Here is a 22,161-nt window from a genome sequence, read left to right as displayed (position 1 = left end):
CGCCGGCCGCCGCCGGAGGGCCGGCGCGGGAAACGCCCGGGGCGGTCGCGGGCGACGGCCGGGTCGCGGCAGTCACGGCCGTCGGGGCCGTCGGGGCGGGAGTGTGGACGCGGGCGACGTTCGGAGCCGTCGCGGACGACGGCTGGGACGGCGAGGCGCGGGAGGAGACGGCGGGTCAGGAGACGACCGCGGCTGCGGCGGCGGTCGTCGTGCGGAGCTGGCCGTTCCTGGGCAGGGAGGGCGAACTCGGCACGATCGGGTCCTGTCTGGGACGGGACGAGGCCAGGGGCGTGGTGATCGCGGGGGAGGCGGGCATCGGCAAGACCCGGCTGGCCCAGGAGATCCTGGCGCTCGCGCGTTCGCGGGGGCACCGTACCGAGTGGGTGGCGGCCACCGGGGCGCTCGCGTCGATCCCCTTCGGAGCGGTGGCCGGGCTGCTGGCCCCCGGCGGGGGGGCGGATGCTGGCGTCCCCCGCCGCGCGGCTGCGCGAGCACGGCGGGGCACGGCGGGTGGTCATCGGCGTGGACGACGCGCACCTGCTCGACACCGGCTCCGCCGCCGTGCTCGATCACCTCGTGGCCCAGCGGCTGGCGTTCGTGGTGGCGACCCTGCGCACCGGCGCACCCGTACCGGAGACGATCACGAGGTTGTGGAAGGACGGCCAGGTGCCCTGGCTCGACCTGGCGAGCCTGCCGCAGCCGGTCGTGGACCGGCTGCTCGATCACGTGCTCGACGGCGCCGTCGACGGCGTCACCCGGCGCCGCCTGCGCGAGCTGGCCCTGGGCATCCCGCTCGCGCTGCGTGAGCTGCTGACGACGGCGATCACCGGCCGCACCCTGCGCCGCAGGCACGGCGTGTGGCACCTGACGGGCGGCTACCGTCCCCAAGGCGCGATCCGGCAGGTGCTCGCCGACCGCCTGCGCCCGCTCGGCCCGCGCACCCCCGAGCTGCTGGAGCTGCTGGCCTGCGGCGAGCCGCTGCCGTACGCGCTGCTGGCGCGGCTCGTGGACCAGGCGTCGGTGGACGAGGCCGAGGCGCACGGGCTCGCCGAGGCCGAGCGCGCCGGCGACCGCGGTGGGGTACGGCTCGCGCACCCCCTCTACGCCGAGGTGCTGCGCGCCCGGATGTCGCCCGCCCACGCCAGGCGGCTGTGGTGGTGCCTGGCCGGCGCGCTGCTCGACCCGCCGCTGCGCCGCCGCGACGACCTGCTGCGGGCCGCGCTCTGGCAGGTCGAGGGCGGGGCCGTCGTACGTCCCGAGGTGGTGCGGATCGGCGCCCGCCAGGCCGTCAACCGGGCCGACCTCGCCCTCGCCGAACGGCTCGCCCGCGCCGCCAGGCAGGCGGCCCCGTCGGCGGAGGCGGACGCGCTGCTGGCCGAGGTGCTCGAATACCGGGGACGCAGCGCCGAGGCGGCGGCCGTACTGCCCGAGCGGCCTCCGCGCGACGATGACGAGCTGCTGGCCTGGGCCCTGGTCCGAGCGGAGACCCGATACTGGGGCGAAGGCGACGCGGTGGCCGCCGAACGGACGCTCGACCTGCTGCGCGGCCGGCCGGGGGAGGGGCCGGCAGAGGGGATCCGCTCGTGGATCCTGCTGTTCGACGGGCGCTGCGCGGCCACGGTGGAGCTCGCGGAACGGCTGACCGCCCCGGGCGCCGCCGCCGGTGACCAGCCGGCCATCTGGGCCTGCGCGGCGGCGACGGCGGCGGCCGCGCGGCTCGGGCGCGCCGCCGACGCCGACCGCTTCCACCGGCACGGACTGGCCCTGGCCGAGGCGAACCAGGCCGAGCTGCCCTGGGGGCTGGTGCAGCTCGGGATCGCGCGGTCGCTGGCGTACCTGGCCCTGGGCGAGCTGGACGCGGCCTGGCAGGTCGCCGACGAGGGATACCGGCAGGTGCTGGAGGGGCAGAGCCCCATGATGTCGGCCGGCCACGTCGGCTTCCGGGGCCTCGTGGAGTGCGCGCAGGGCCGCACGGCCGAGGCCGGCCGCTCGCTGCGGGAGGCGATGACCGCGCTCGACGGCCGTGACACCCTCCGGCTCACCCACCTGTTCACGGCCGGGCTGGCCACGGCCTGCGCGCTGGAGGGGGCGGCGGGCGAGGCACGCGCCTGGCTGGAGCGCGCCGACCGGAGCGGCAACGGCTCCAACCGGCTCTTCGCACCGTGGGTCGCCCTCGCCGACGCCTGGACCTCGTCCGCCGAGGGCCGCCACGCGGAGGCCGTCCGCACCGCCCGCTTCGCCGCCGACCTGGCCGACGGCCTCGGCCTCCCCAGCGTCGAGGCAACGGCCCGCCACGACGTCCTACGCCTCATCGGCCCGGGCGTCCTGGACGGGAATGGTGTCTCGGACCGGCATGGCGTCCTGGACGGGAGTGGTGTCTCGGACCGGCATGGCGTCCTGGACGGGCGCGGTGGGCGGAGCGAGCCAGGCCGGCAGAGCCGGCCGGGTGGGCCGGGGGAGGCCGTCGAGCCAGGCGGCGCGGACCGGCGTGATGGCCCGCTGGACGCCCTGCTGGAGGTCCGGCTGGACACTCCGCTGGGCCGGGCGCTGGCGGCCGCCGCTCGTGGGCTGGCCAACGCCGACGGAGACGCGCTCTCGGAAGCCACCGACGCCCTCGCCCGCACCGGCCACCACCTGCTCGCCACCGAGACCGCCACCTGCGCGGCCCGCGCCTACGAAGCCGCCGGCTTGTCGGAGCAGGCGGAGGGGGCGCGCCGCAGGGCGGCCGGGCTGCGCACCCGATGCCAGGCCGCCGTCACACCACTCCTCACCGGCGTCCCCGAACGCGCTCAGCCTGCCACCACCGTGCCTGATGACGGCCCCGACGGCGCTCAGCCGGCCACCACCGTGCCTGATGACGGCCCCGACGGCGCTCAGCCGGCCACCACCTTGCCCGGCGACGGCCTCGAAGGCGCTCGGCACGACGCGGCGCCGCTCGACGACGACCCCGGGCGTGCCGGGCACGGCGTGGGCCGGCTCGGTGAGGGTACCGAGCCGGCCAGGCGTGACGCGGGTGTGCTCGCCGCACATCCCCGCACCTCGCGGTGACCGGCGGGGCGTGCGGCGAGCACGAGGGTTACTCGATGGTCCACAGCTGCGCGTTGCTCGCGTTGTACGACCACAGCCGCACCCGGTAGTCCTGCGAGAACGGCGGGGTGTCGATGACCCGGTTCATCCCCGTCCTGTTGAGCGCCCAGATGCTCTGGAAGGCGTACCCGCCGTTGTAGGAGATGAGGAAGAACCGCTGCTGGTTGAGGGTGTTGCAGGGGTGCTGCACCATGATGGTGCCGCTCGCGGTCCCGTTGCGGTCCACGTCCACGCACATCCCGCTCGACGCGCTGCGCAGCCGGTAGTTGCCGTTGGCGACCTGCTCGACCCACCACAGCTGCCGGGTCGAGCCGTCACACGGGTAGTGGCCGATCGGGGTGCCGTCGGTGGCCTGGCCGCCGACCTGGTCCAGGCATTCGCCGTACTGTAAGTTGACGATCCTGCCCAGCCGGCCGTCCCCGATGCCGGCCTGGGCCGGGCTCGCGATGCCGGTGGTGACGGCGCCCGTCACGAAGAGCGCCAGGACGGCGGCGATGATTCGTCGCATCTTTCCTCCTTCAGTTAGGTTCGCGCGGGTGTCCTGGGCAGGTGCACCACGCGGTCGAAGCGGTCGTCGAGCTCCTCCCGCTGCCAGCGGCCGGACGACAGCTCCGCGGGCAGCCGCTCCGCCTGGCCGGTCAGCCTCCAGCGTCCTGGCCAGCAGGCTGATGTGGTGTGCCCTCGCCCCACGTTCCGGATCGGGCGTCCTCGGCGGACGGCCGCATGGCCTGAACCTTCGCAACGCTCATTGCGATCACCTCCCTGCTTGACGATGGCCGACCGGGGCCGGCCCCTCGGGGCCCCGTTCGGCCTCGGGAGCAACGTACGGTGATCGGTTGACCTGGCTATGACGCGCCGATGACTCGCCGCGTCCGGGACCGGCGGGGGTTACGCCTCGCCGGCCTCCTGGGAACGCTGCTTGAGCTCCGCCTCGTACACGTGGCGCCGCCCGCCCATGAGCCGCTCGCGTACCTGGCGTTCGAGCTCGCGGAACGTCGCGTAGTAGCCGTCGTCGTACTCCTCCACGATCTGGAACGTCCAGCGCCCTTCCAGCACGTCGCGGCCGACCAGGTCGGCGGCCAGGCGCCGGGCCAGGTCGTCGTGGCCGGCCTCGCGCAGCAGCCGGACGGCCTGGTCGGCCGTGGCGTGGGCGGAGCCGGTGAGCTGGTGGAAGGAGTAGAGGTGCCCCCGCGCGCGCTCGACCGTCTCCAGCGCCTCCGACACCATGCCGGCGGCCCGCACGGCACGGTCGTCGGCGCCGTCCGGGCGGCGGTGGTCCTCATCGGGTGTGTATGCCATGCGTCCGGCGTTACCCAGCGCCGTACGGAAAATGCTCGTGCCGTCCCGGCGACGCAATCCCGAAAGCTCGGGATGTCGCTCGCCCGCCTGATTTCCCATTCTTGGAAAGGCAGGGAAACGAGAATGACACGGAAGGACGGAACAACAAATGTCGGAATTCACCGCCGAAGAGGCGAACGGGCTCGCCGCCACCCTCCGCGAATGGGACACCGCGCCGCACGTGCGCGCGTCCGTCGGCGCCTCGCTGCACATGCCGGAGCCGCCCGCCGAGGGCGGGCTGGGCCGGCGGGTGGCGAGCGCGTCCGGGATCGGGCTGCCGGCGGCCATGGACAGCCAGCAACTCGGCCCCTGGAACGCCAGCATCGGCTTCAAGGACGGCGTGGCCGTGGGCGGGTGGGCCAACCTGGGCCTGAGCCAGACGGGGTCGATCAACTTCAGCGGACACTTCCACGTGTCCGGCGCGATCAGCTACGACACGGCGTTCGTCTGGGTGGTCAAGGACGCCGTGGGCAACATCTACACCTTCGGGCACACGGGCCGGGTGCACGGCACCTTCGAGTCCGGCTCGCGGGACGACGACTGGGGCAAGTCCGAGATCAACACCTTCATGCAGGCGCACTGGGCGGACCTGTACCGGAGCTGGTCCTGGCACTGGGAGGCCAGGGTCAACGCCGACTTCACGCCCTTCCTCGACGACATCATCAAGCTGGTCGCCGCCGGCCAGGCGATCGGCCGGGTCATCTCGATCGTCGCCTGAGGGCGGTGCTCAGCCGGAGATGGCCGCGATGAGCTCGTCCCGGCCCTGGGCGCGGGTCTTGCCGTACACCGACTTCAGGTGGTCGTTGACGGTGTGGGCGGACAGGTCGAGGGCCCGGGCGATCTGCTTCGGGGCCGCCCCGTCGTAGAGGTGTTCGAGGATGCGGCGTTCGCGCGGGGTGATGCCGTACCAGTCGCAGAACGACGGCAGCAGCATGCTGCCGCCGGCCGCCTGGATGAGGATGGCGACGTCGCCGTCGCCGCCCTCGTCCAGCGGCTGGCCGTGAATGAGGATCGAACGCCCGAAGTTGGCGGCCGGCGTGCAGAGCGCCGGCTGCCAGGCCCGATGGTCGCGGGCATGGGCCCGCGCGTGCAGGGACAGCCCGACCCAGAAGGGGTCGGCGATCCAGTCGGGCACCCCGTTGCCCGTGCCCGGCCACATCAGCCGCATCCAGGCCCGTGCCTGGGGCGAGATCGATCTGACGGTGTGGTCGGAGCCGACCACGATGACGCCGGTCGGGAGCGCGGGAGCGGTGGCGGTCAGCGGCCCCGCCGTGACATAGCGGCGCAGCGCCGTCAGCAGCGCGGGGACCAGCAACTGCGCCCGCCGGCACTCCTCCACTCCGAACGGCCTGGCGCCTTCGCCGCGCAGCAGGCCCAGCAGGCCCCACGGCCCGTGCCGGTCCCTGATCAGCAGCCGCAACTCGCCGCTCACCCCGTGGGAGGCCAGCAGCCGCCGCATGCCCGCGTCGCCGTGGCCGCCGGCGCCCACCACCGCGACCGGCTCGTCGCGCCTGGCGAGCACGGATGTCGAGCAGGGGTCGCCGTGCAGATAGTTGTTCAGCACCAGAGCGCTGATCAGCGCGGGATGGTAGTCGTGCCAGAAGCTGAACGAGCCCAGGCCGATCCCGGCCGCCGGGTTGAGGCCGACCAGGCGCAGCGCGTCGTGCGGCACCCACCGGCTGATGATCTGGGAGATGGCCGCTCCCGCCGCGACCGGCCCACCGGCCTGCGCGACGGCGGCACAGAGCGCGCCGGTGACCCGCCCGTCACCGGCTCCTGATCCGGAAAGCTCGCTTACCACGTCGATATTGTGGAGGCGGGAAACCCGGCCCGGCAAAGGATTTATTTTCCCGCCAGCTTTTTCACGATATTTCCCGCAAAAGGCGACGGACGGGAGTGCATCCGTAGTGTGGAGAAATGTAACATCAGTGCTTGTATAAGTGCTGATATGATGGAGTCATGACCGATCCCCGCGTGCAAGATCCCACCGAGGAGGGCCTCTGGCGGCCGCTGCGCCGGTTGCAGGCGTCCATGGACGCCGACATCGCCCGGATCTACTCCGGCAAACGCATCACGGGGCTCAAGCCGAGCTTCGTCATGGAGCTGCTCAGGCTGCACGCCCGAGGCCCGATGACCATCACCGAGCTGGCCGAGTCGGTCGGCCGGACCCATTCGGCGCTCAGCCAGAAGGTGGCCGCCATGCGTGACGCGGGCTGGGTCCGTACCGTCGAGGGCGAGGACGCGCGCAGCAAGAAGGTGATGCTCACCGACCAGTCACGGGCCGTCGTGGACCGGCTGGCGGCCGAGTGGCGGGCCACCGAGGCCGCCGTCGCCGAGATCGAGAGCGAGATCCCGTACCCGCTGTCGCGCGTCGTCACCGACATCGAGCAGGCCCTGGAGAGAAAGAGCTTCCACGACCGGATAGCGGAGAAGCTGGCACAAGATCCCGCATGGGACTGAACCACCCGCAGACCGGACAGCGGACAATAACCGCGAACAAGAAGGTCCGCATCGGGCAATAAGCGCCGACCCTCTTTCGAGAAAGGCGCCGGATGTATGACCCTTCCTCCTGCCCGTCGAGGCCGCTGGCGGCGGAGACGGACGACGCGTCGGTCATCGCCAAGTCACGCGATGAGCCCGAGTGGTTCGCGGTGATCTTCGACCGGTACTTCACCGCCATCCACCGCTACGCCGCCGCCCGCCTCGGGCCCGCGGCCGCCGACGACGTGGCCGCGGAGACGTTCCTGATCGGCTTCGACCAGCGCGCCCGCTACGACCTGACCCACGCGCGGGCCAAAGCCTGGTTGTACGGCATCGCCACCAACCTCATCGCCCGCCATCGCCGCGACGAGCTCCGCTACTACCGGGCGCTCGGCCGCTCGGCCGGCCGCGACGACGTCGAGGGTCACGCCGATCAGGTCACGGACCGGGTCTCCGCCGAACTGCTCCGCCCACGACTGGCCCGTGGCCTGAGCGGGCTGTCCCGGCGCGACCGCGACGCGCTGATGCTCGTGGCCTGCGCCGACCTCAGCTACGCGGAGGCGGCCTGCGCCCTGGGCGTACCGATCGGCACCGTCGGCTCCCGGGTGAACCGGGCCAGAGTCAAGCTCCGCAAGACGCTGGGTCACGTGGCGAAGGAGGCATGAACCATGGAGGAGACCATGGAAGAACTGCGAGAACTGCGCCGCCATCACGACGCGCAACCGGAGCCCGCGCCGGGGACCGTCGACGCGGCCCGCGCTCGCCTGAACACGCACATGCGCGGTGACCAGATGCGCAGCGGCCTCAACGCGCACATGCGCGGCGGCCGGAGCCGCCGGGTGCGCCGGGTCCGGCCGATGTGGGGGCTGAGCCTGGCCGGAGCGGCCGCCACCGCAGTCGTCGTGGCCGTGACTGTCGTTCCCGGCGCGGGCGTGGATCCGCGGCCCTCCCCGGCCCCACCGCCCACCACTGCCACGACCACCACCGAGCTGCGGCTGCGGCCGGTCGCCGACGCCCAGGACGTGGCGGACAACGCGGCGCTGCTGGCCGGCGCCGAAGCCGGATGGGCGATCTCACCCACGCAGTGGAGCTACGTGAAGAGCGTGCGCGCCCAGACACGGCCGGACGGCGGGGAACGGCTGCGCGGCCGTCCCAAGGAGACGATCATCCACGAGCAGTGGCGGCGCTTCGACGACAAGGCGTTCGCCACCGTCGAGCAGGGCAGGCTCAAGATTCACCAGGGGTCCGAGTTCGAAGTGACCTACGCCTACCTGCTCGCCCTGCCGGCCGAGGCCGATCAGCTGCTGGCCCGCGTCTACGCGACGGTCGACGAGGAGGACGCCAGGCACCGCGAGTCGCTCCGCGACCGCGTCCGGCAGCGGGCGGAGAGCAGGGGCAAGAGCCCGGAGGAGGCCGAGCGCATCGCCGCGGAGTCGACGCCTGAGGTCCAGCGCGAGGAGCGCGACAGGTGGGCGTTCCAGCTGATCGCGATTGGTATGAGGGACGCCGCGCTGCCGCCCGGACTCCGCGCCGCCATGTACGGCGCGCTCGCCGCGATCCCCGGCGTTCGGTACGAGGACACGGCCTCCGACCTGCTCAAGCGCCGCGGCGTCACCCTCTACCACGTCCTGGACGGCTACCTGCGCGACGAGATCTTCGTCGATCCGGAGACGTACGCGTACCTGGGCTACCGCACCGTCGTGGTCGCGAACCACAAGGAGCAGCCCCCGTTCGGCGACGTGTGGAAGAAGGGGGAGATCCGCGACTGGAACGCGCTGGTCGAGGCCGCCGTCGTGCGGAAGGCCGGGCAGCGGCCCGGCTGAGCGCGGCCGGGGCTCAGCGGGTGTGCCGCGAGCGGGTGCGCTTGGCCGGGGTGCTTCTCCGCCGCCTCGGGTGGCCTAGCATGCGGGCATGCAGACTGCTGCCGGTGTCGTGCTCGCGGGCGGGCGTTCCTCGCGGATGGGGCGGCCGAAGGCGTGGCTGGAATGGCATGGTTCGACGTTGCTCTACCGGGCCGCCGCGGTGGTCGGCAGGGCGGTCGACGGCCCGGTCGTCGTGGTGGCCGCGCCCGGGCAGGAGCTGCCGCCGCTGCCCTCGGGCGTGACGGTGGCTGAGGACCCCGTGGAGGGGCTGGGGCCCATGCAGGGGCTGGCCGTGGGGCTGGCGGCGGTGGCCGACCGGGCCGAGGTGGCGTTCGTGTGCTCCACCGACCTGCCCTTCCTCCATCCGGCCTTCGTCCGCCGGGTGCTGCGCGCGATGGACGGGGGAGCGGACGTCGTGCTGCCGGTCGCACGAGGGTTCCGGCAGCCGCTGGCCGCCGGCTACCGGACCGCTCTGGCCGGACTGGTCACGGAGCTGCTGGCGGCGGGCGACCTGCGGCCCGGCATGCTCTTCAAGCACTGCGAGGCGGTGCAGTTGGACGACGACGAGTTGCTGGCCGACGCCGGGCTCGCGCGGCACGACCCGGAGCTTGAGTCCGTGGTGAACGTCAACTCCCCCGAGGACTACGCGGCGGCCAGGGAACGTCCGCCGGCGGAGGTCACGGTCGAGTGTTTCGGCGCGCTGGCCAGGAACGGCAGTCACCGGCCGCGCGCCGTCCCGGCCGCCACGCTCGGGGCCGCCGCCGCGGCGGCCGGGCTGGCCCTGGACCGCCACGTGGTGGCCGCGCTCAACGGCGACCAGGTCACCCGGGACGCCGCCCTGCCGCTCGTGGCCGGCGACACCGTCTCCTTCCTGTCCGCCGACGCCGGCGGCTGAGGACGCATCCGGCCAGGGGGTGGCCGGGACGGTACGCGGCCGGTTACGCGCGAGGCGTACGCCGGGAGGGCGGGCCAGGGGATCGGCTCCTTCCGGCGCGTCGTAGAGTCGTGACATGGCACCTGGCGGATTCTTCGGCCAAGCGCTGCTCGTGGACGTCGCCGGCCGCGACGCGAGCGGTGCCCGTCTCACGCTGGACGAGCGGGTGCTCCGCTCCTACCTGGGCGGGGTGGGCCTGGGCACGTGGCTGCTGCATCGGCTGGCGCCCGCCGGGGTCGATCCGCTGGCGCCCGAGGCGCCGCTGGCGTTCGTCTTCTCCTCGCTGGTCGGCACGCCGCTGACGACCAGCGCGAAGTTCGCGGTCGTGGCCAAGTCGCCGCTCACAGGGCTGCTGACCGACGCCCTGGCCTCCAGCCGGTTCGCCATCGCCGGCAAGCTGACCGGGCATGACGCGATCGTGATCCGCGGCCGGGCCGACGAGCTGTCGGTGCTGCTGATCGACGGCGGCGACGTACGACTTGAGCCGGCGCCCGAGCTGGCCGGGCTGACCGCGGCGCAGGCCGAGACCGCGGCGAAAGAGCGCTTCGGCCGCACCTGGCGCAGCGCGGCCATCGGCCCGGCGGGCGAGCGGCAGGTGCGCTACGCCACCATCAGCCATGACGGCCGCCACGCCGGCCGGGGCGGTCTCGGCGCGGTGATGGGCGCGAAGAACATCAAGGCGGTGCTGGTCAGATCGGCGGCCAAGGTGTCGGTGGCCGACCCGGCGGGTGTCCTGGCCGCCGCCCGCGACCTGCGCGAGCGCAGCTTCGGCCCGGCCACCGCGAAATACCGCGAGCTGGGCACGCTGGCCAACCTGCTCGCCTTCAACGCGGTCAGCACCCTGCCCACCCGCAACTTCACCGCGGCCACGTTCGAGGGCGCGCCCCGCCTGGCCGCCGAGGAGCTGCACGAGCTGCGCGGGGTGGCCCGCAACAGCTGCGCCTCGTGCTCCATCGGCTGCGAGCACATCTACTCCCGCAAGGGCGGTGGCCAGCAGCGGATGGAATACGAGAACGTCTTCGCGCTCGGCCCGCTGTGCGGCGTGTCCGACCCCGACGAGGTGTTCGCCGCCAGCGCCCGCTGCGACGAGCTGGGCATCGACACGATCTCGGCGGGCGGCACGATCGCGTGGGCGATGGAGTGCGTCGAGCGCGGCCTGCTCGACGAGCCGTGGCTGCGCTTCGGCGACGGCGCCGCCCTGCTGCGCGCGCTCGACGCGATCGGCGAGCGGTCGCCGGGCCTGGGCGAGCTGCTGGCGCAGGGCTCACGCCGCGCCGCCGCCGTGGTGGGCGGGTCGTCGATCGACTTCGCGCCGCAGGTCAAGGGGCTGGAGCTGCCCGGATACGAGCCGCGCAGCCTCCAGGCGATGGCGCTCGGCCTCGCGGTCAACGCCAGGGGTGCCGACCACAACCGTTCGGGAGCCTACGAGGCCGACCTGTCGGGCGAGCTCGACCGGTTGGCCGGCGGCGCGCCCCACGTCGCTGCCGCGGTCGGCACCGAGGATCGTGCCGCCGTCATGGACTCGATGATCCTGTGCAAGTTCCTGCGCGGCGTCTTCGACGACCCCTTCACCGAGTGGGCCGGGCTGCTCGCGCTGGTCACCGGCTGGCCGGTCGACGCCGCCGAGCTACGCGCGACCGCCCGGCGGATCGTCCGTGCCAAGCGGGCGTTCAACCAGCGTGAGGGCGCCACCGCCGCCGACGACACGCTGCCGGCGCGGATGCTGGAGACGCCGCTGGAGCTCGGCTCCGGACGCCGGGCGGCGCTCGGCGAAGACCGCCTGCGCTCGATGGTCGCCGGTTACTACGCCGCCCGCGGCCTCGACGAGGAGGGGCGCGTCGCCCCCGCCGACCTCGCGGATCTCCTGCTGGACGGGTAGATGAGCTGCCGTGTCGTGGAACGGACCAGAAGAGGGTAGAAGATCGGCCACCCGAAGGGGTACATTGCCTGACATAGTGTATGCCGTATTCAGTATGCCGAATTGCGGTGCTCTCATGATGAGGTTGAGATGACGACGATCGAGGAGCCGGCGACCGCCGTACGGACCGTGACCGTCGAGATCGACGGCCGCGAGGTGAGCGTGCCCGAGGGCACCACCATCTACGACGCCGCGAAGTCGGTGGACATCGACATCCCGGTGCTGTGCCACAACGAGCGTTACGACCCCGTCGGGGTGTGCCGCATGTGCGTGGTCGACACGGGCGGGCGGGCCTTCGCCGCCGCCTGCGTGCGCCCGTGCGAGGACGGCATGGAGGTCAAGACCAGCACCCCCGAGCTGGAGCGCAACCGCGCCACGCTGACCGAGCTGCTGCTGTCCGACCAGCCACGCCGCGAGGAAGACCCGAAGCAGACGACCACCGGCGACAACCTGCTGCTCGACCTGGCCGACCGGTTCGACGTGGCCAAGGAGACGGCCGGCCTGCCCTGCGGCTCAGGCCGGGGTCTCGACACCTCCAACCCGGTCATCGCGGTCGACCACGACGCGTGCATCCTCTGCGACCGGTGCGTCCGCGCGTGCGACGACATCCAGGGCAACGACGTCATCGGCCGCTCGGGCAAGGGCTACTCGACCACGATCTCGTTCGACCTCGACGACCCCATGGGCGCCAGCTCGTGCGTGACCTGCGGCGAGTGCGTGCAGGCGTGCCCCACCGGCGCCCTGACGAACAAGGCGATCAACGACGTCCCCATCAGGCCGCGCGAGGAGCTCGACGCGGTCGACACCGTCTGCCCGTACTGCGGCGTCGGCTGCGCCCTGACCTACTACGTCGACCGCGAGCGCGGCGCCATCGCCTTCGCCGAGGGCCGCGACCAGCCGGGCTCGAAGAGCCGGCTGTGCGTCAAGGGCCGCTACGGCTGGGACTACGCGGCCTCGCCGCAGCGGCTGACCGTGCCGCTGATCAGGGTGGACTCCTCCTACCCCAAGGGCCCGCTGTCGGCGGACGTGCGCGGCGACGCCCACAACGACCGGGGGCGGGCCGGCGGCGGAGGCGGCCGCAGCGGCGGCGGACGCGGCTCCGGGCTGAGCAAGAACCGCAAGGACGGCCGGCGCAAGCCCGGCGGCCTGGTCGACTACGACGAGGTGCTGCCGCACTTCCGCGAGGCCACCTGGGAGGAGGCGCTCGACCTCGTCGCCCGGCGGCTCAAGGAGATCCACGCCGAGCAGGGCGCGGGCGCCATCGCCGGGTTCGGCTCGGCGAAGTGCTCCAACGAGGAGGCGTACCTCTTCCAGAAGCTGATCAGGGCCGGGTTCGGCACCAACAACGTCGACCACTGCACCCGGCTGTGCCACGCCTCGTCGGTGGCCGCGCTGTTCGAAGGGGTCGGCTCCGGCGCGGTCTCGACCACGTACGGCGACGTCGCCAACGCCGAGGTCGTGATCATCACCGGGTCCAACCCGACGGCGAACCACCCCGTCGCCAGCTCCTTCTTCAAGCAGGCCCGCCGGCGCGGCACGAAGATCATCTACGTCGATCCGCGGGCCAGCACGGTGTCCGAGCACGCCGACTACCACTGCCAGGTCAAGCCCGGCACCGACGTGGCGTTCTACAACGCGATCATGCACGAGGTGATCAGGCTCGGCCTGATCGACATGGACTTCATCAGGGCCCGCGTCTCCGGCTTCGAGGACCTGGTGCGCACGGTCGACGAATACCCGCCCGAGCGCGCCGCGCAGATCACCGGCGTGGACGCCGACCTGATCCGCGAGGTCGCGCGGGTCTGGGGCGAGGCCAAGGCCGGCGTCATCTACTGGGGCATGGGCATCTCCCAGCACACCACCGGCACCGACAACGCCCGCTGCCTGATCGCGCTCTGCTCGATCACCGGCAACGTGGGCCGCCCGGGCACCGGGCTGCACCCGCTGCGCGGGCAGAACAACGTCCAGGGCGCCTCCGACGCGGGGCTGATCCCCATGTTCTACCCCGACTACCAGGGGGTGGACCGGGAGGGCACCCGGCGCAGGTTCGAGGAGGCGTGGGGCACCCAGCTCGACCCCGAACGCGGGCTGACCGTGACCGAGATCATCGGCTCGGTGCTGAAGCCGGGCGGGGTGCGCGGCATGTACATGCTGGGGGAGAACCCGTTCCTGTCCGACCCCAACATCAACAAGGTCCGCAAGGCGCTGTCGCAGCTGGACTTCCTGGTGGTCCAGGACATCTTCCTGACCGAGACCGCCGAGTTCGCCGACGTCATCCTGCCCGCGTCGTCCTACCTGGAGAAGGACGGCAGCTACACCAACACCGACCGGCGCGTGCAGCTCGGCCGCAAGGTGATGGACCCGCCGGGGCAGGCCAGGGTCGACTGGGAGATCATCCAGGACATCGCCCGCCGGATCGGGCTCGACTGGTCCTACACCTCCGCGAGCGAGGTGTTCGACGAGATGGTGGCGCTCATGCCGTCATACGCGAACCTGCGCCACGACAACCTGGGCCTGAGCGGCAAGCTCTACCCCAACGCCGACCCCGACCACTCCGACGGCACCGTGGTGCTGTTCGACGAGCGGTTCAACACCGACGACGGCCTCGCCCACCTCGTCCCGGCGCAGTGGCTGCCGGCCAAGGAGCTGCCCGACGGGGAGTTCCCGCTGGTGCTCAACACCGGCCGGCTGCTCGAACACTGGCACACCGGGTCGATGACGCGGCGGTCGTACGCGCTCGACGCGATCTCGCCGATCGCCGAGGTCTACATGCATCCCAAGGACGCCGCCGACCGCGGCCTGTCACACGGGCAGATGGCCCGCGTGCGCTCCCGGCGCGGCTCCATCGAACTGCAGGTCCGCGTCTCCCACCGCGAGCAGCTCGGCAACTGCTTCATCCCGTTCCACTTCCGTGAGGCGGCGGCGAACCTGCTGACCATCGACGAGATCGACCCCTACGGCAAGATCCCCGAGTTCAAGTTCTGCGCGATCCAGGTCGAGGCGCTGGGCGATCGGGAAGCCGAACCGCTCAGCACCGGACCCCTGAACGACATGGGAAGTGTCTGAATGACCCTGAGTTTCGAGATGGGACGTCCGCGGGTCCCCGGCGTCGAGGCGCGAGCCGGCAAGTTTCCCGGCCCTTCGCTGATCCCGGCGCTCAACGCCATCCAGGCGCGGCTGGGCTGGCTGCCGCGCGAGGAGCTGGAGGAGCTGTCGCGCACCATGCGCCGGCCGCTCTACGAGATCCAGGGGCTCATCTCCTTCTACCCGCACTTCCGTACGACCCCGCCGGTCAAGGTGCAGGTCAGCGTCTGCCACGACCTGTCGTGCTGGCTGCGTTCTGCCGACGACCGGATCGCCGCGATCCGCGCCCGCTACGGCGACGACACCGAGGTCGAGCTCAACGAGGTCTCCTGCCTGGGCCGCTGCGACAGCGCCCCGGCCGTGGCCGTCAACGAGCATCCGGCGCCGGCCACCGAGGTCGACGCGCTGGTGGCCGCCGCCCGCGAGACCGAGCTCGCCCAGGCCGGCGTGACGGGGCGCGCCGAACCCTGGCCGAACGACCCGTACCCGGCCGGCTCCGGCGTCGCGTCCCGATACGCGAGCCTGCGCGCGCTGCTGGCCGGTGAGATGAGCGCCGAGAGCGTGGTCGCCACGCTGGAGGCGTCGGGGCTGCGCGGCATGGGCGGCGCCGGGTTCCCCACGGGCCGCAAGTGGGGCCTGGTCGCCGCCACCGACCCGGGCGGCGTCAAATACGCCATCTGCAACGCCGACGAGTCCGAGCCGGGCACGTTCAAGGACCGCCAGATCCTCACCGACCAGCCGCACCTGGTGATCGAGGGGCTGGTGCTCGGCATGGCCGTGACCGGCGCCGAGCAGGGCTGGATCTTCATCAGGCACGAGTACGGTCCCGAGGAGCGCGTGCTGCGCGCGGAGCTCGCGGCACTGCGCGAGGCGGGCGTGATCGGCCCGGACGCCTGCGGCAGCGGCCGCAGGCTGGAGGCCGACATCTTCGTCTCGCCCGGCGGCTACATCCTCGGCGAGGAGACCGCGCTGCTGGAGTGCATGGAGGGCCACCGCGGCGAGCCGCGCAACAAGCCGCCCTTCCCGGGCAACTACGGCCTGCACGGCCGGCCCACGCTGATCAACTCGGTGGAGACCTTCGCCGACGTGCCGGTGATCCTGCAGCGCGGCGCCGAATGGTGGGCCGAGCAGGGCGAGGGCGAAAGCGTCGGCTGGAAGTTCTTCGCCGTCTCCGGGCACGTCGAGAACCCCGGCGTCTACTGCGTGCCGATGGGCACCACCGTGCGCGCCCTGATCGACCTGGCCGGTGGCGTGCTCGGTGGCGCGCGGGTCGGGGCCGTGCAGCCGGGCGGCGCGTCCTCCAACTTCATCGGCCCCGACCGGCTCGACCTGGCGCTCGACTTCGGCACGCTCGCCGAGGCCGGCACCATGCTCGGCTCCGGCGCCCTGGTGGTGCTGGCCGAGGGCACCGACCTGCTGGCCGCCTCGACCAACGTGCTGCGCTTCTTCCGCAACGAGTCGTGCGGAAAGTGCGTGCCCTGCCGGGTCGGCTCCACCAAGGCGCACGAGCTGCTGCGGGAGACACTGGACTCCGGGTCCGGCGCCCTCGACGACGCGCGCAGGGGCCGGATCCTGCAACTGGAGGAGACGATGCGCAAGACGTCCATCTGCGGGCTCGGGCAGGTGGCGCTCGGCCCGGTGGTGTCCGTGCTGGGGCTGGACAAGGGCGGCGCGGCGGCCCGGCCGCAGCCCCGCCCCGGCGGCTCGAAGGAGCAGCCGGACCGTTGAGCGGCAGGGAGTTCTTCACCGCCAGGACCCTCGCCGAGGTCCGCGAGGGGTTCCGGCCCGCCCGCCGTACGCCGGCCGAGCTCGTCCCGCTGGCGCGGGCGCTGCGCCGGGTGCCCGTCGCCGGCATCACCGCGCCCGCCGACCTGCCCGGCTTCGCCCGTTCCACCGTGGACGGCTTCGCCGTCAGGGCGGCCGACACCTACGGCGCCTCCGACGGGCTCCCGTCCTACCTCGACCTGCTCGGCGCCGTACGGATGGGTGCTGAGCCCGACGTGGCGGTACGGCCCGGCGGCTGCGTCGCGATGCCGACCGGGGGAGTGATCCCGGCCGGCGCCGACGCCGTGGTGATGGTCGAGTACACCGCCGAGACGATGCCCGGCACGATCGAGGTGACCAGGCCCGTCGCGCCGGGCGCCGGCATCGTCCGCGCCGACGAGGACGTCGCGCGCGGCGGCGTCCTGGCCCCCGCCGGCCGGCCGCTGCGCGCCCCCGACCTCGGCTTCCTCGCCGCCGCCGGGGTGAACGAGATCTCCGCGCACCGCCGCCCCCGGGTGGCGATCGTGTCCACCGGCGACGAGGTGGTGCCGCCCGGCACCGCCCGGCTCACCGCCGGGCAGGTGCGCGCGGCCTCCGCCTCCGCGCTGGCCGGGCTGGTCGCCGACGCGGGCGGCGAGCCGTGGATCGCCGGCATCGTCCCCGACGAGCCCGGCGCGCTCAAGGGCCGGGTGGCCGACGTGCTGCCCGAGTCCGACCTGGTCGTCGTCTCGGCCGGCTCGTCGGTCGGGGCCCGCGACGAGACCGCGGGCGCGGTAGCCGCGATCGGCGAGGTCTGGTGCCACGGCATCGCCATCAAACCCGGCAAACCCACACTGCTGGCCGAGTGCTCCGGCGTGCCGCTCATCGGGCTGCCGGGCAACCCGCTGTCCGCCCTGGTGGTGTTCGGGCAGGTCGGCGTGCCGCTGGTGTGGCGCATCGCCGGCTGCGAGAACCCGCCGCCGCAGCCGGGCACCCGCGCCCGGCTCTCCCGCGACCTGGCCTCGGCGGCCGGCCGCCTCGACGTGGTCCAGGTCGCCGTACGCGACGGCGTGGCCGAGCCGATCTTCGGCCCGTCGGCGCTGCTGTCGGTGCTGGCCCGCGCCGACGGTTACGTGATCGTGCCGGAACCGGCCACCGGGCTGGACGCGGGCACCGAGGTAGAGGTCACCCTGTACAGATGAGCGCTGAAAGTCCCTTCGTCTCCGACGTGCCCGCGGCTCAGGCGCTCGCCGTCTGGCGCGAGGTCCGCGCCGCGGCCGGCTGCCCCGCCCGGGTCGGCCCGGTCCGCATGCCGGTCGGGTCCGCCGTCGGCCGCGTCACCGCCGAGCCCGTGTGGGCGCTGCGGTCCTCGCCCGCCTTCGACGCCGCGGCCATGGACGGCATCGCCGTACGTGCCGCCGACACCGTCGGCGCGGCCGACACCACCCCGGTGCTGCTGGCCGACGGCGAGTTCGCCGTGGTCGACACCGGTGACCCCCTGCCCGAGGGGTACGACGCCGTGGTCATGCGCGAGCACGTCCACCGTACCCAGGACGGGGAGGCCGAGCTGCGGGCGGCCGTACCTCCCTACCAGCACGTCCGCTCCATCGGCGAGGACATCAGCGCCGGCGAGCTGCTGCTGCCCGAAGGGCACCGGCTGCGCCCCGTCGACGTCGCCGCCTGCGCCGCGGCCGGGGTCGTCGAGGTCGGCGTCCGCCGCGCGCCGCGCGTGGTGATCGTGCCGACCGGCGACGAGATCCGCCCCGTCGGCGCCGAACTCGCGCCCGGCGACATCCTCGACACCAACTCGATGATGCTGGCCGCGCAGGCCAGGGAGGCGGGCTGCCCGGCGCGCGTCACGGACATCGTTCCCGACGACCCCGCGGCCATCACCGCGGTGCTCATGGAGGCGGTTCAGGACGCCGACCTGGTCCTGCTCATCGCCGGCTCCAGCGCCGGACGCGACGACTACACCGCCCGCGTGGTCGCCGGGGCCGGCGTCGTCGCCGTCCACGGGGTCGCCGTGCGTCCCGGCCATCCCGTCGTGCTCGGCGCCGTCGAGCGGACGCCGGTGATCGGCGTGCCCGGCTACCCGGTGTCGGCGGCGCTCACGTTCGACATCTTCGCCGCACCCGCGCTCGCCGAGCTGGAGGGCGCCGCGCCGCGCGAACGCCCCGCCGCCACGGCGCACCTGGCCAGGAAGCTGCCGTCGGCCATCGGCATGGACGACTGGGTACGCGTGCGCCTCGGCCGGGTCCGCGACCGGCTCGTCGCCACCCCGCTGCCCCGGGGCGCCGGCGTGCTCACCTCCCTCGTCCGCGCCGACGGCCTGCTCGTCGTGCCCTCAGGGGTGGAGGGCCACCACGCCGGGGAGCAGGTCCGGGTCGAGCTGCTGCGCGGGCTGTCCGAGATCGGCCGGACCATCGTCGCCATCGGCTCGCACGACATGGTGCTCGACCTCGCCGCCTCCGCCCTGCGCGCCGCCGACCCGCTCATCACCCTGGCGTCGTCGAACGTCGGCTCCCTCGGCGGCCTGGTGGCCCTGCGCGACGGCCTCTGCCACGTGGCCGGCTCGCACCTGCTCGACCCGGCCACCGGCCTTTACACGCTCCCGTACGTGGACCGCCTGCTCGGGGCGGACGCCGGCGTCGCCGTGATCCGGCTGGTCCACCGCGAGCAGGGCCTCATCGTCGCCCCCGGCAACCCGCTCGGCCTGACCGGCATCGACGACCTCGCCAAACCCGACCTGCGCTACGTCAACCGCCAGCGCGGCGCCGGCACCCGGGCCCTGCTCGACCACGAGCTGGCCGGCCTCGGCATCGACCCGCGCGAGGTGTCCGGCTACTCCCGCGAGGAACACACCCACCTGGCCGTCGCCGCGGCCGTGGCGGCGGGTCGCGCGGACACCGGCCTGGGCATCCTCGCCGCCGCACGGGCCTTCGGGCTGGACTTCGTGCCGGTGGCGCGGGAGCCGTACGACCTGGTGCTGCGTACCGGGACGCTGGAGGAGGAACTGCTGGCGCCGTTGTGGGAGCTGCTGGAACGGCCGGAGTTCCGGGCGGAGGTGGAGGCGCTGGGCGGCTACTCGTGCGCCGAAACCGGCCGCCGCATCCGCTGACCCCGGCCCCGACCCACAGCAGGCCGCGCTGCTCCCGCACCCCCTGCCAGACCAGCCACGCACCCCCGATCTCAGCGAGCGCCGCCAGCGCGGACAACATCAGTGAGCGAACGATCGTCATGATCGGCGGTACTCCAGTGGCAGTCGGCGATCAGGGACCGGAGCCGTGCATCAGGCGACGGCCCTCTTCAGCTCCAGGGCGTTCCCACCACGAGTGGGCGACGGGGCCACCGGGCCGGTCAGTCCCTCGATCACCACGCTCGCAAACGCTGACGCGGTGCCACACGTCGCGGTGCCTTCCGTCGCTCTGCGCCGGCCCAAGCCGCCTACGTACGCCGACGGGGGCCTCGATGAGACGCATGTCGCGTTCGACCGCTGCGCTCTCCCGCTGGACATCGGGATCATCCAGGTCGATACCGAGCAGTGCGGTGACGTCGTGGTCCATGCCTACCTCCAATTAGCGGCTTCACCTCATGTACGGCGCTGCCTGTCCGGCGGCACACCGGAGGCCGCTGCTACCTGGCGTCGGTGCCGGCCCTGGTGACACGCATTGCCCGGCGGGTCGCGGCGTCGCCGTCGCCTTTCGGCAGCCGACACCTTCGTTCACCGGCGTCACGAATCAGCCACCGTCAGCGCTTCCGCCTGAGTGCTGAGCCAGCGGGAGCCGGTGTGGGTGGGTCAGGTCGGTGGTGAAGCGAAGGCCCTTGGTGGACAGGTGGTGTTGCAAGGCTTCCGGGCTCTGGTGGGCCTGGTCGGGGAGGAGGTAGTACTCCTCCAGGAGGGCGCGGGCGGTGCCGTCGTCGCTGACCGCGCAGTCCCAGAGCACCTCGCCGCCCTCGACGGTGACGTCGAAGGCGAAGAAGGCGCAGCAGGCCTTCTCCCGGGCGGCCAGGTCGCGGACCCAGGCCGCCACGCCCGGTTCGGCGCGGAGGCGGAAGCGGATGCCCTCCTCGGTGCGCTCGCGGGCGGTGAGGTGGCGGGTGAACAGGTGGCGGTACTCGTCCAGGCGCTGCTGGGGTGTGTCGGGGGCGGTGGTCATGTCGCAGATGATCGGGGTGGAAGCAGGGGGAATGTCCATGATGGGCTCCTTCCGGTGTTCTTGTGGTGCCGTCACTCCGAACCGTAGAGTCTGGAGCCAGGTCCAGAGTCAAGGGGTTGCGCCGTGAAGATCGGGCAGGTCGCGCGCGAGGCCGGGGTCAGTGTGGACGCGGTCCGTTTCTATGAGCGGCGCGGGATCCTGCCTGTTGCCCGGCGCAGGCCCTCGGGATACCGCGTTTTCGACGCGGCGGCGGTCGAACGCATCCGGATGGCCAAGAGTCTGCAAGAGCTCGGGTTCACTCTGGACGAGATCGTCGACGCCTTGGCCGCCCATGACCGGGGTGGCGCCACTTGCGACAGTGAGCGCTGGCGGCTGGAAGCGGTGGTGGATCGGATCGATGCCAAGATCGCCGAGTTGGGCAGGGCCAGGCGCGCCGCGGTGGAGACTCTGGGTGATTGCCGGGCAGGCTGTTGCCGGCTGGCTCATCCGCACGCCGGCTGAAGGAGCCGCCGGCTCGCCTACCAGCACGCCGGCTGACGTAGGTGCGGGCTCGCGTATCGGGCGCGCCGCCTGAAATACTCGTGCGCCGATCAAACAGCCGAAAACGCCGAAGCCGCGGATGTTCGCCGGCTGAAGCGCTCGTGCCGGGCCGCGGGAAGGAGACAGGGAATGCGGGGGCCGCTGGTCGTCAAGCGGGCACTCGGTGAGCCGTCGCTCCTCCTGGCCGCGACGGTCTCGATCCTGCTGGCCACGACCACGCTGGTCGCGCTGACCATGTACGCCTCCTCCATCGCCGGCGCGGGCGTGCGCCGGGCGCTGGAGACGGCCTCGTACCGGCAGACGACCACCACGATCAGCGCCCAGGTCGATGCCAGAACCTTCCCGACGTACGACCGGCTGGTGCGCGGCGAGCTCGCGGCGGCGTACGGGGTGGCGCCGGCGGTCACCACCAGCCTGCGTTCCGACTCCTATGTCATGCCGGGGCAGGACGGCGAGGAACTGCCCGAGTTGCTGCGGTTCGGTAGCCATGACGGGCTCGATCGGCACTCCCGCCTGGTCGCGGGCCGGTGGCCGCGGGCCGGAGGGGAGAGTGTCGAGGCGGTGGTCTCGGAGGCGGCGGTCGTGGCCACCCGGGTTCGGGCCGGCGCCGGGGTCGCCCCCGAGGCGCGGGCTGGCGGGGGGGCGGGGCAGGTCCGCGTGGTCGGCGTCTTCCGGCTCGACGATCCCGCCGACGAGCGCTGGGCCGGTGAGGAGCTGCTGCGCCGGGGCGTGGAGCGCGGCGAATACACCACGTACGGGCCGCTGATGGTGGCGGGGGAGACGTTCGTCGGGCGGTTCGCCACCGGCGTCAGGGCCGTCTGGGCGGCCGAGCCGGCGCTCGGCGCGCTGACGCCCGAGCGGCTGCGCCCGCTGGCCGAGGCCGTCGGCCGCGTCGGTGAGCGGCTGACGAAGGCCGGCTGCGTGAGCTGCGTGACCGCCGGCGAGCTGCCCGAACTGCTCATCCAGCTCGGCACCGCCTCGCTGGTGGCCCGCTCGACCATGCTGATCCCGGTGCTG

General features: G+C 73.1%; 19 protein-coding genes and 2 pseudogenes. 14 read left to right on the top strand and 7 right to left on the bottom strand.

Annotated elements, in window-relative coordinates:
• Positions 1-175: 175 nt before the first annotated feature.
• Positions 176-316 (bottom strand): hypothetical protein, encoded by a 141-nt coding sequence (locus tag ABFX54_RS50875; protein WP_346114438.1) that lies wholly within the window; start codon positions 314-316, stop codon positions 176-178.
• On the opposite strand from ABFX54_RS50875, the pseudogene ABFX54_RS57320 reads away from it, so the two are divergent.
• Both ABFX54_RS57320 and ABFX54_RS50870 read left to right on the top strand, forming a co-directional pair.
• Positions 255-425, top strand: a pseudogene (locus ABFX54_RS57320) (type IV secretion system DNA-binding domain-containing protein); the annotation flags it as partial. The gene ABFX54_RS50875 and the pseudogene ABFX54_RS57320 sit on opposite strands and share 62 nt — an antisense overlap.
• Positions 426-459: 34 nt before the next feature.
• Positions 460-3,048, top strand: coding sequence for a hypothetical protein (locus ABFX54_RS50870; protein WP_346114436.1), 2,589 nt, complete (start codon positions 460-462; stop codon positions 3,046-3,048).
• A 28-nt stretch (positions 3,049-3,076) separates the two neighbouring features.
• On the opposite strand, the gene ABFX54_RS50865 is transcribed toward ABFX54_RS50870, so the two are convergent.
• From ABFX54_RS50865 to ABFX54_RS50855, 3 genes are all read right to left on the bottom strand, one after another.
• Positions 3,077-3,595 carry an RICIN domain-containing protein gene (locus tag ABFX54_RS50865; protein WP_346114435.1) on the bottom strand — a complete coding sequence of 173 codons (519 nt, stop codon included), beginning with the start codon at positions 3,593-3,595 and terminating at the stop codon, positions 3,077-3,079.
• A gap of 14 nt (positions 3,596-3,609) precedes the next feature.
• Positions 3,610-3,777 carry a hypothetical protein gene (locus ABFX54_RS50860; protein ID WP_346114433.1) on the bottom strand — a complete coding sequence of 56 codons (168 nt, stop codon included), beginning with the start codon at positions 3,775-3,777 and terminating at the stop codon, positions 3,610-3,612.
• 198 nt (positions 3,778-3,975) lie between these two features.
• Complete coding sequence (locus ABFX54_RS50855; RefSeq protein WP_346114432.1) at positions 3,976-4,386, bottom strand: hypothetical protein; 411 nt, start codon at positions 4,384-4,386, stop codon at positions 3,976-3,978.
• Positions 4,387-4,534: 148 nt separating this feature from the next.
• On the opposite strand from ABFX54_RS50855, the gene ABFX54_RS50850 reads away from it, so the two are divergent.
• Positions 4,535-5,143 (top strand): hypothetical protein, encoded by a 609-nt coding sequence (locus ABFX54_RS50850; protein ID WP_346114431.1) that lies wholly within the window; start codon positions 4,535-4,537, stop codon positions 5,141-5,143.
• Positions 5,144-5,152: 9 nt separating this feature from the next.
• Here ABFX54_RS50850 and ABFX54_RS50845 read toward each other — a convergent pair whose 3' ends face one another.
• Positions 5,153-6,226 carry a helix-turn-helix transcriptional regulator gene (locus ABFX54_RS50845; RefSeq protein ID WP_346114430.1) on the bottom strand — a complete coding sequence of 358 codons (1,074 nt, stop codon included), beginning with the start codon at positions 6,224-6,226 and terminating at the stop codon, positions 5,153-5,155.
• A 158-nt stretch (positions 6,227-6,384) separates the two neighbouring features.
• Between ABFX54_RS50845 and ABFX54_RS50840 the strand changes: the two genes are divergently transcribed.
• The 9 genes from ABFX54_RS50840 to ABFX54_RS50800 all read left to right on the top strand — a co-directional run bounded on the left by ABFX54_RS50840 (position 6,385) and on the right by ABFX54_RS50800 (position 19,565).
• Positions 6,385-6,885, top strand: a complete 501-nt coding sequence (locus ABFX54_RS50840; RefSeq protein WP_346114429.1) for a MarR family winged helix-turn-helix transcriptional regulator — start codon at positions 6,385-6,387, stop codon at positions 6,883-6,885.
• Between the two features lie 92 nt (positions 6,886-6,977).
• Positions 6,978-7,571 (top strand): RNA polymerase sigma factor, encoded by a 594-nt coding sequence (locus tag ABFX54_RS50835; RefSeq protein WP_346114428.1) that lies wholly within the window; start codon positions 6,978-6,980, stop codon positions 7,569-7,571.
• A 3-nt stretch (positions 7,572-7,574) separates the two neighbouring features.
• On the top strand, positions 7,575-8,729 hold the full coding sequence (locus tag ABFX54_RS50830; RefSeq protein ID WP_346114427.1) for a CU044_5270 family protein: 1,155 nt from the start codon (positions 7,575-7,577) through the stop codon (positions 8,727-8,729).
• A gap of 88 nt (positions 8,730-8,817) precedes the next feature.
• On the top strand, positions 8,818-9,663 hold the full coding sequence (gene mobA, locus ABFX54_RS50825; RefSeq protein ID WP_346114426.1) for a molybdenum cofactor guanylyltransferase: 846 nt from the start codon (positions 8,818-8,820) through the stop codon (positions 9,661-9,663).
• 115 nt (positions 9,664-9,778) lie between these two features.
• On the top strand, positions 9,779-11,581 hold the full coding sequence (locus ABFX54_RS50820; protein ID WP_346114425.1) for an aldehyde ferredoxin oxidoreductase family protein: 1,803 nt from the start codon (positions 9,779-9,781) through the stop codon (positions 11,579-11,581).
• 129 nt (positions 11,582-11,710) lie between these two features.
• The gene (fdhF, locus tag ABFX54_RS50815) at positions 11,711-14,686 is read left to right on the top strand and encodes a formate dehydrogenase subunit alpha (RefSeq protein WP_346114424.1); all 2,976 of its coding nucleotides are present in this window, start codon (positions 11,711-11,713) and stop codon (positions 14,684-14,686) included.
• Complete coding sequence (locus tag ABFX54_RS50810; RefSeq protein WP_346114423.1) at positions 14,687-16,432, top strand: NAD(P)H-dependent oxidoreductase subunit E; 1,746 nt, start codon at positions 14,687-14,689, stop codon at positions 16,430-16,432.
• Complete coding sequence (locus ABFX54_RS50805; protein WP_346114422.1) at positions 16,429-17,649, top strand: molybdenum cofactor synthesis domain-containing protein; 1,221 nt, start codon at positions 16,429-16,431, stop codon at positions 17,647-17,649. Before ABFX54_RS50810 ends, ABFX54_RS50805 begins: the two co-directional genes overlap by 4 nt.
• Positions 17,646-19,565, top strand: coding sequence for a molybdopterin biosynthesis protein (locus ABFX54_RS50800; RefSeq protein WP_346114421.1), 1,920 nt, complete (start codon positions 17,646-17,648; stop codon positions 19,563-19,565). Before ABFX54_RS50805 ends, ABFX54_RS50800 begins: the two co-directional genes overlap by 4 nt.
• A 13-nt stretch (positions 19,566-19,578) precedes the next feature.
• Here the strand turns inward: ABFX54_RS50800 and ABFX54_RS50795 are convergent.
• Together ABFX54_RS50795 and ABFX54_RS50790 are read right to left on the bottom strand one after the other, a co-directional pair.
• Positions 19,579-19,686: pseudogene (locus ABFX54_RS50795) on the bottom strand (YnfA family protein); the annotation flags it as partial.
• 498 nt (positions 19,687-20,184) lie between these two features.
• Positions 20,185-20,643 (bottom strand): hypothetical protein, encoded by a 459-nt coding sequence (locus ABFX54_RS50790; protein WP_346114420.1) that lies wholly within the window; start codon positions 20,641-20,643, stop codon positions 20,185-20,187.
• Positions 20,644-20,727: 84 nt separating this feature from the next.
• Between ABFX54_RS50790 and ABFX54_RS50785 the strand changes: the two genes are divergently transcribed.
• A complete protein-coding gene (locus tag ABFX54_RS50785) occupies positions 20,728-21,105 on the top strand; it encodes a MerR family transcriptional regulator (protein WP_346114419.1) in 378 nt (125 codons plus the stop codon).
• 168 nt (positions 21,106-21,273) lie between these two features.
• Positions 21,274-22,161, top strand: an 888-nt coding sequence (locus tag ABFX54_RS50780) for a hypothetical protein (RefSeq protein ID WP_346114418.1), incomplete at its 3' end; no start/stop codon positions are given.

Source organism: Nonomuraea maheshkhaliensis, from assembly GCF_039529435.1.
Taxonomy (GTDB): domain Bacteria; phylum Actinomycetota; class Actinomycetes; order Streptosporangiales; family Streptosporangiaceae; genus Nonomuraea; species Nonomuraea maheshkhaliensis.
The sequence above is the reverse complement of the archived record's forward strand: the minus strand, read 5'-3'. Positions and strand labels throughout refer to the sequence as shown.

Excerpts from the sequence above, each read along its gene's own strand:
- ABFX54_RS50875 (WP_346114438.1), bottom strand. The coding sequence starts at position 316 with ATGCCCGCCTCCCCCGCGATCACCACGCCCCTGGCCTCGTCCCGTCCC.
- ABFX54_RS50870 (WP_346114436.1), top strand. The coding sequence starts at position 460 with ATGCTGGCGTCCCCCGCCGCGCGGCTGCGCGAGCACGGCGGGGCACGG.
- ABFX54_RS50865 (WP_346114435.1), bottom strand. The coding sequence starts at position 3,595 with ATGCGACGAATCATCGCCGCCGTCCTGGCGCTCTTCGTGACGGGCGCC.
- ABFX54_RS50855 (WP_346114432.1), bottom strand. The coding sequence starts at position 4,386 with ATGGCATACACACCCGATGAGGACCACCGCCGCCCGGACGGCGCCGAC.
- ABFX54_RS50850 (WP_346114431.1), top strand. The coding sequence starts at position 4,535 with ATGTCGGAATTCACCGCCGAAGAGGCGAACGGGCTCGCCGCCACCCTC.
- ABFX54_RS50840 (WP_346114429.1), top strand. The coding sequence starts at position 6,385 with ATGACCGATCCCCGCGTGCAAGATCCCACCGAGGAGGGCCTCTGGCGG.
- ABFX54_RS50835 (WP_346114428.1), top strand. The coding sequence starts at position 6,978 with ATGTATGACCCTTCCTCCTGCCCGTCGAGGCCGCTGGCGGCGGAGACG.
- ABFX54_RS50830 (WP_346114427.1), top strand. The coding sequence starts at position 7,575 with ATGGAGGAGACCATGGAAGAACTGCGAGAACTGCGCCGCCATCACGAC.
- mobA (WP_346114426.1), top strand. The coding sequence starts at position 8,818 with ATGCAGACTGCTGCCGGTGTCGTGCTCGCGGGCGGGCGTTCCTCGCGG.
- ABFX54_RS50820 (WP_346114425.1), top strand. The coding sequence starts at position 9,779 with ATGGCACCTGGCGGATTCTTCGGCCAAGCGCTGCTCGTGGACGTCGCC.
- fdhF (WP_346114424.1), top strand. The coding sequence starts at position 11,711 with ATGACGACGATCGAGGAGCCGGCGACCGCCGTACGGACCGTGACCGTC.
- ABFX54_RS50810 (WP_346114423.1), top strand. The coding sequence starts at position 14,687 with ATGACCCTGAGTTTCGAGATGGGACGTCCGCGGGTCCCCGGCGTCGAG.
- ABFX54_RS50800 (WP_346114421.1), top strand. The coding sequence starts at position 17,646 with ATGAGCGCTGAAAGTCCCTTCGTCTCCGACGTGCCCGCGGCTCAGGCG.
- ABFX54_RS50790 (WP_346114420.1), bottom strand. The coding sequence starts at position 20,643 with ATGGACATTCCCCCTGCTTCCACCCCGATCATCTGCGACATGACCACC.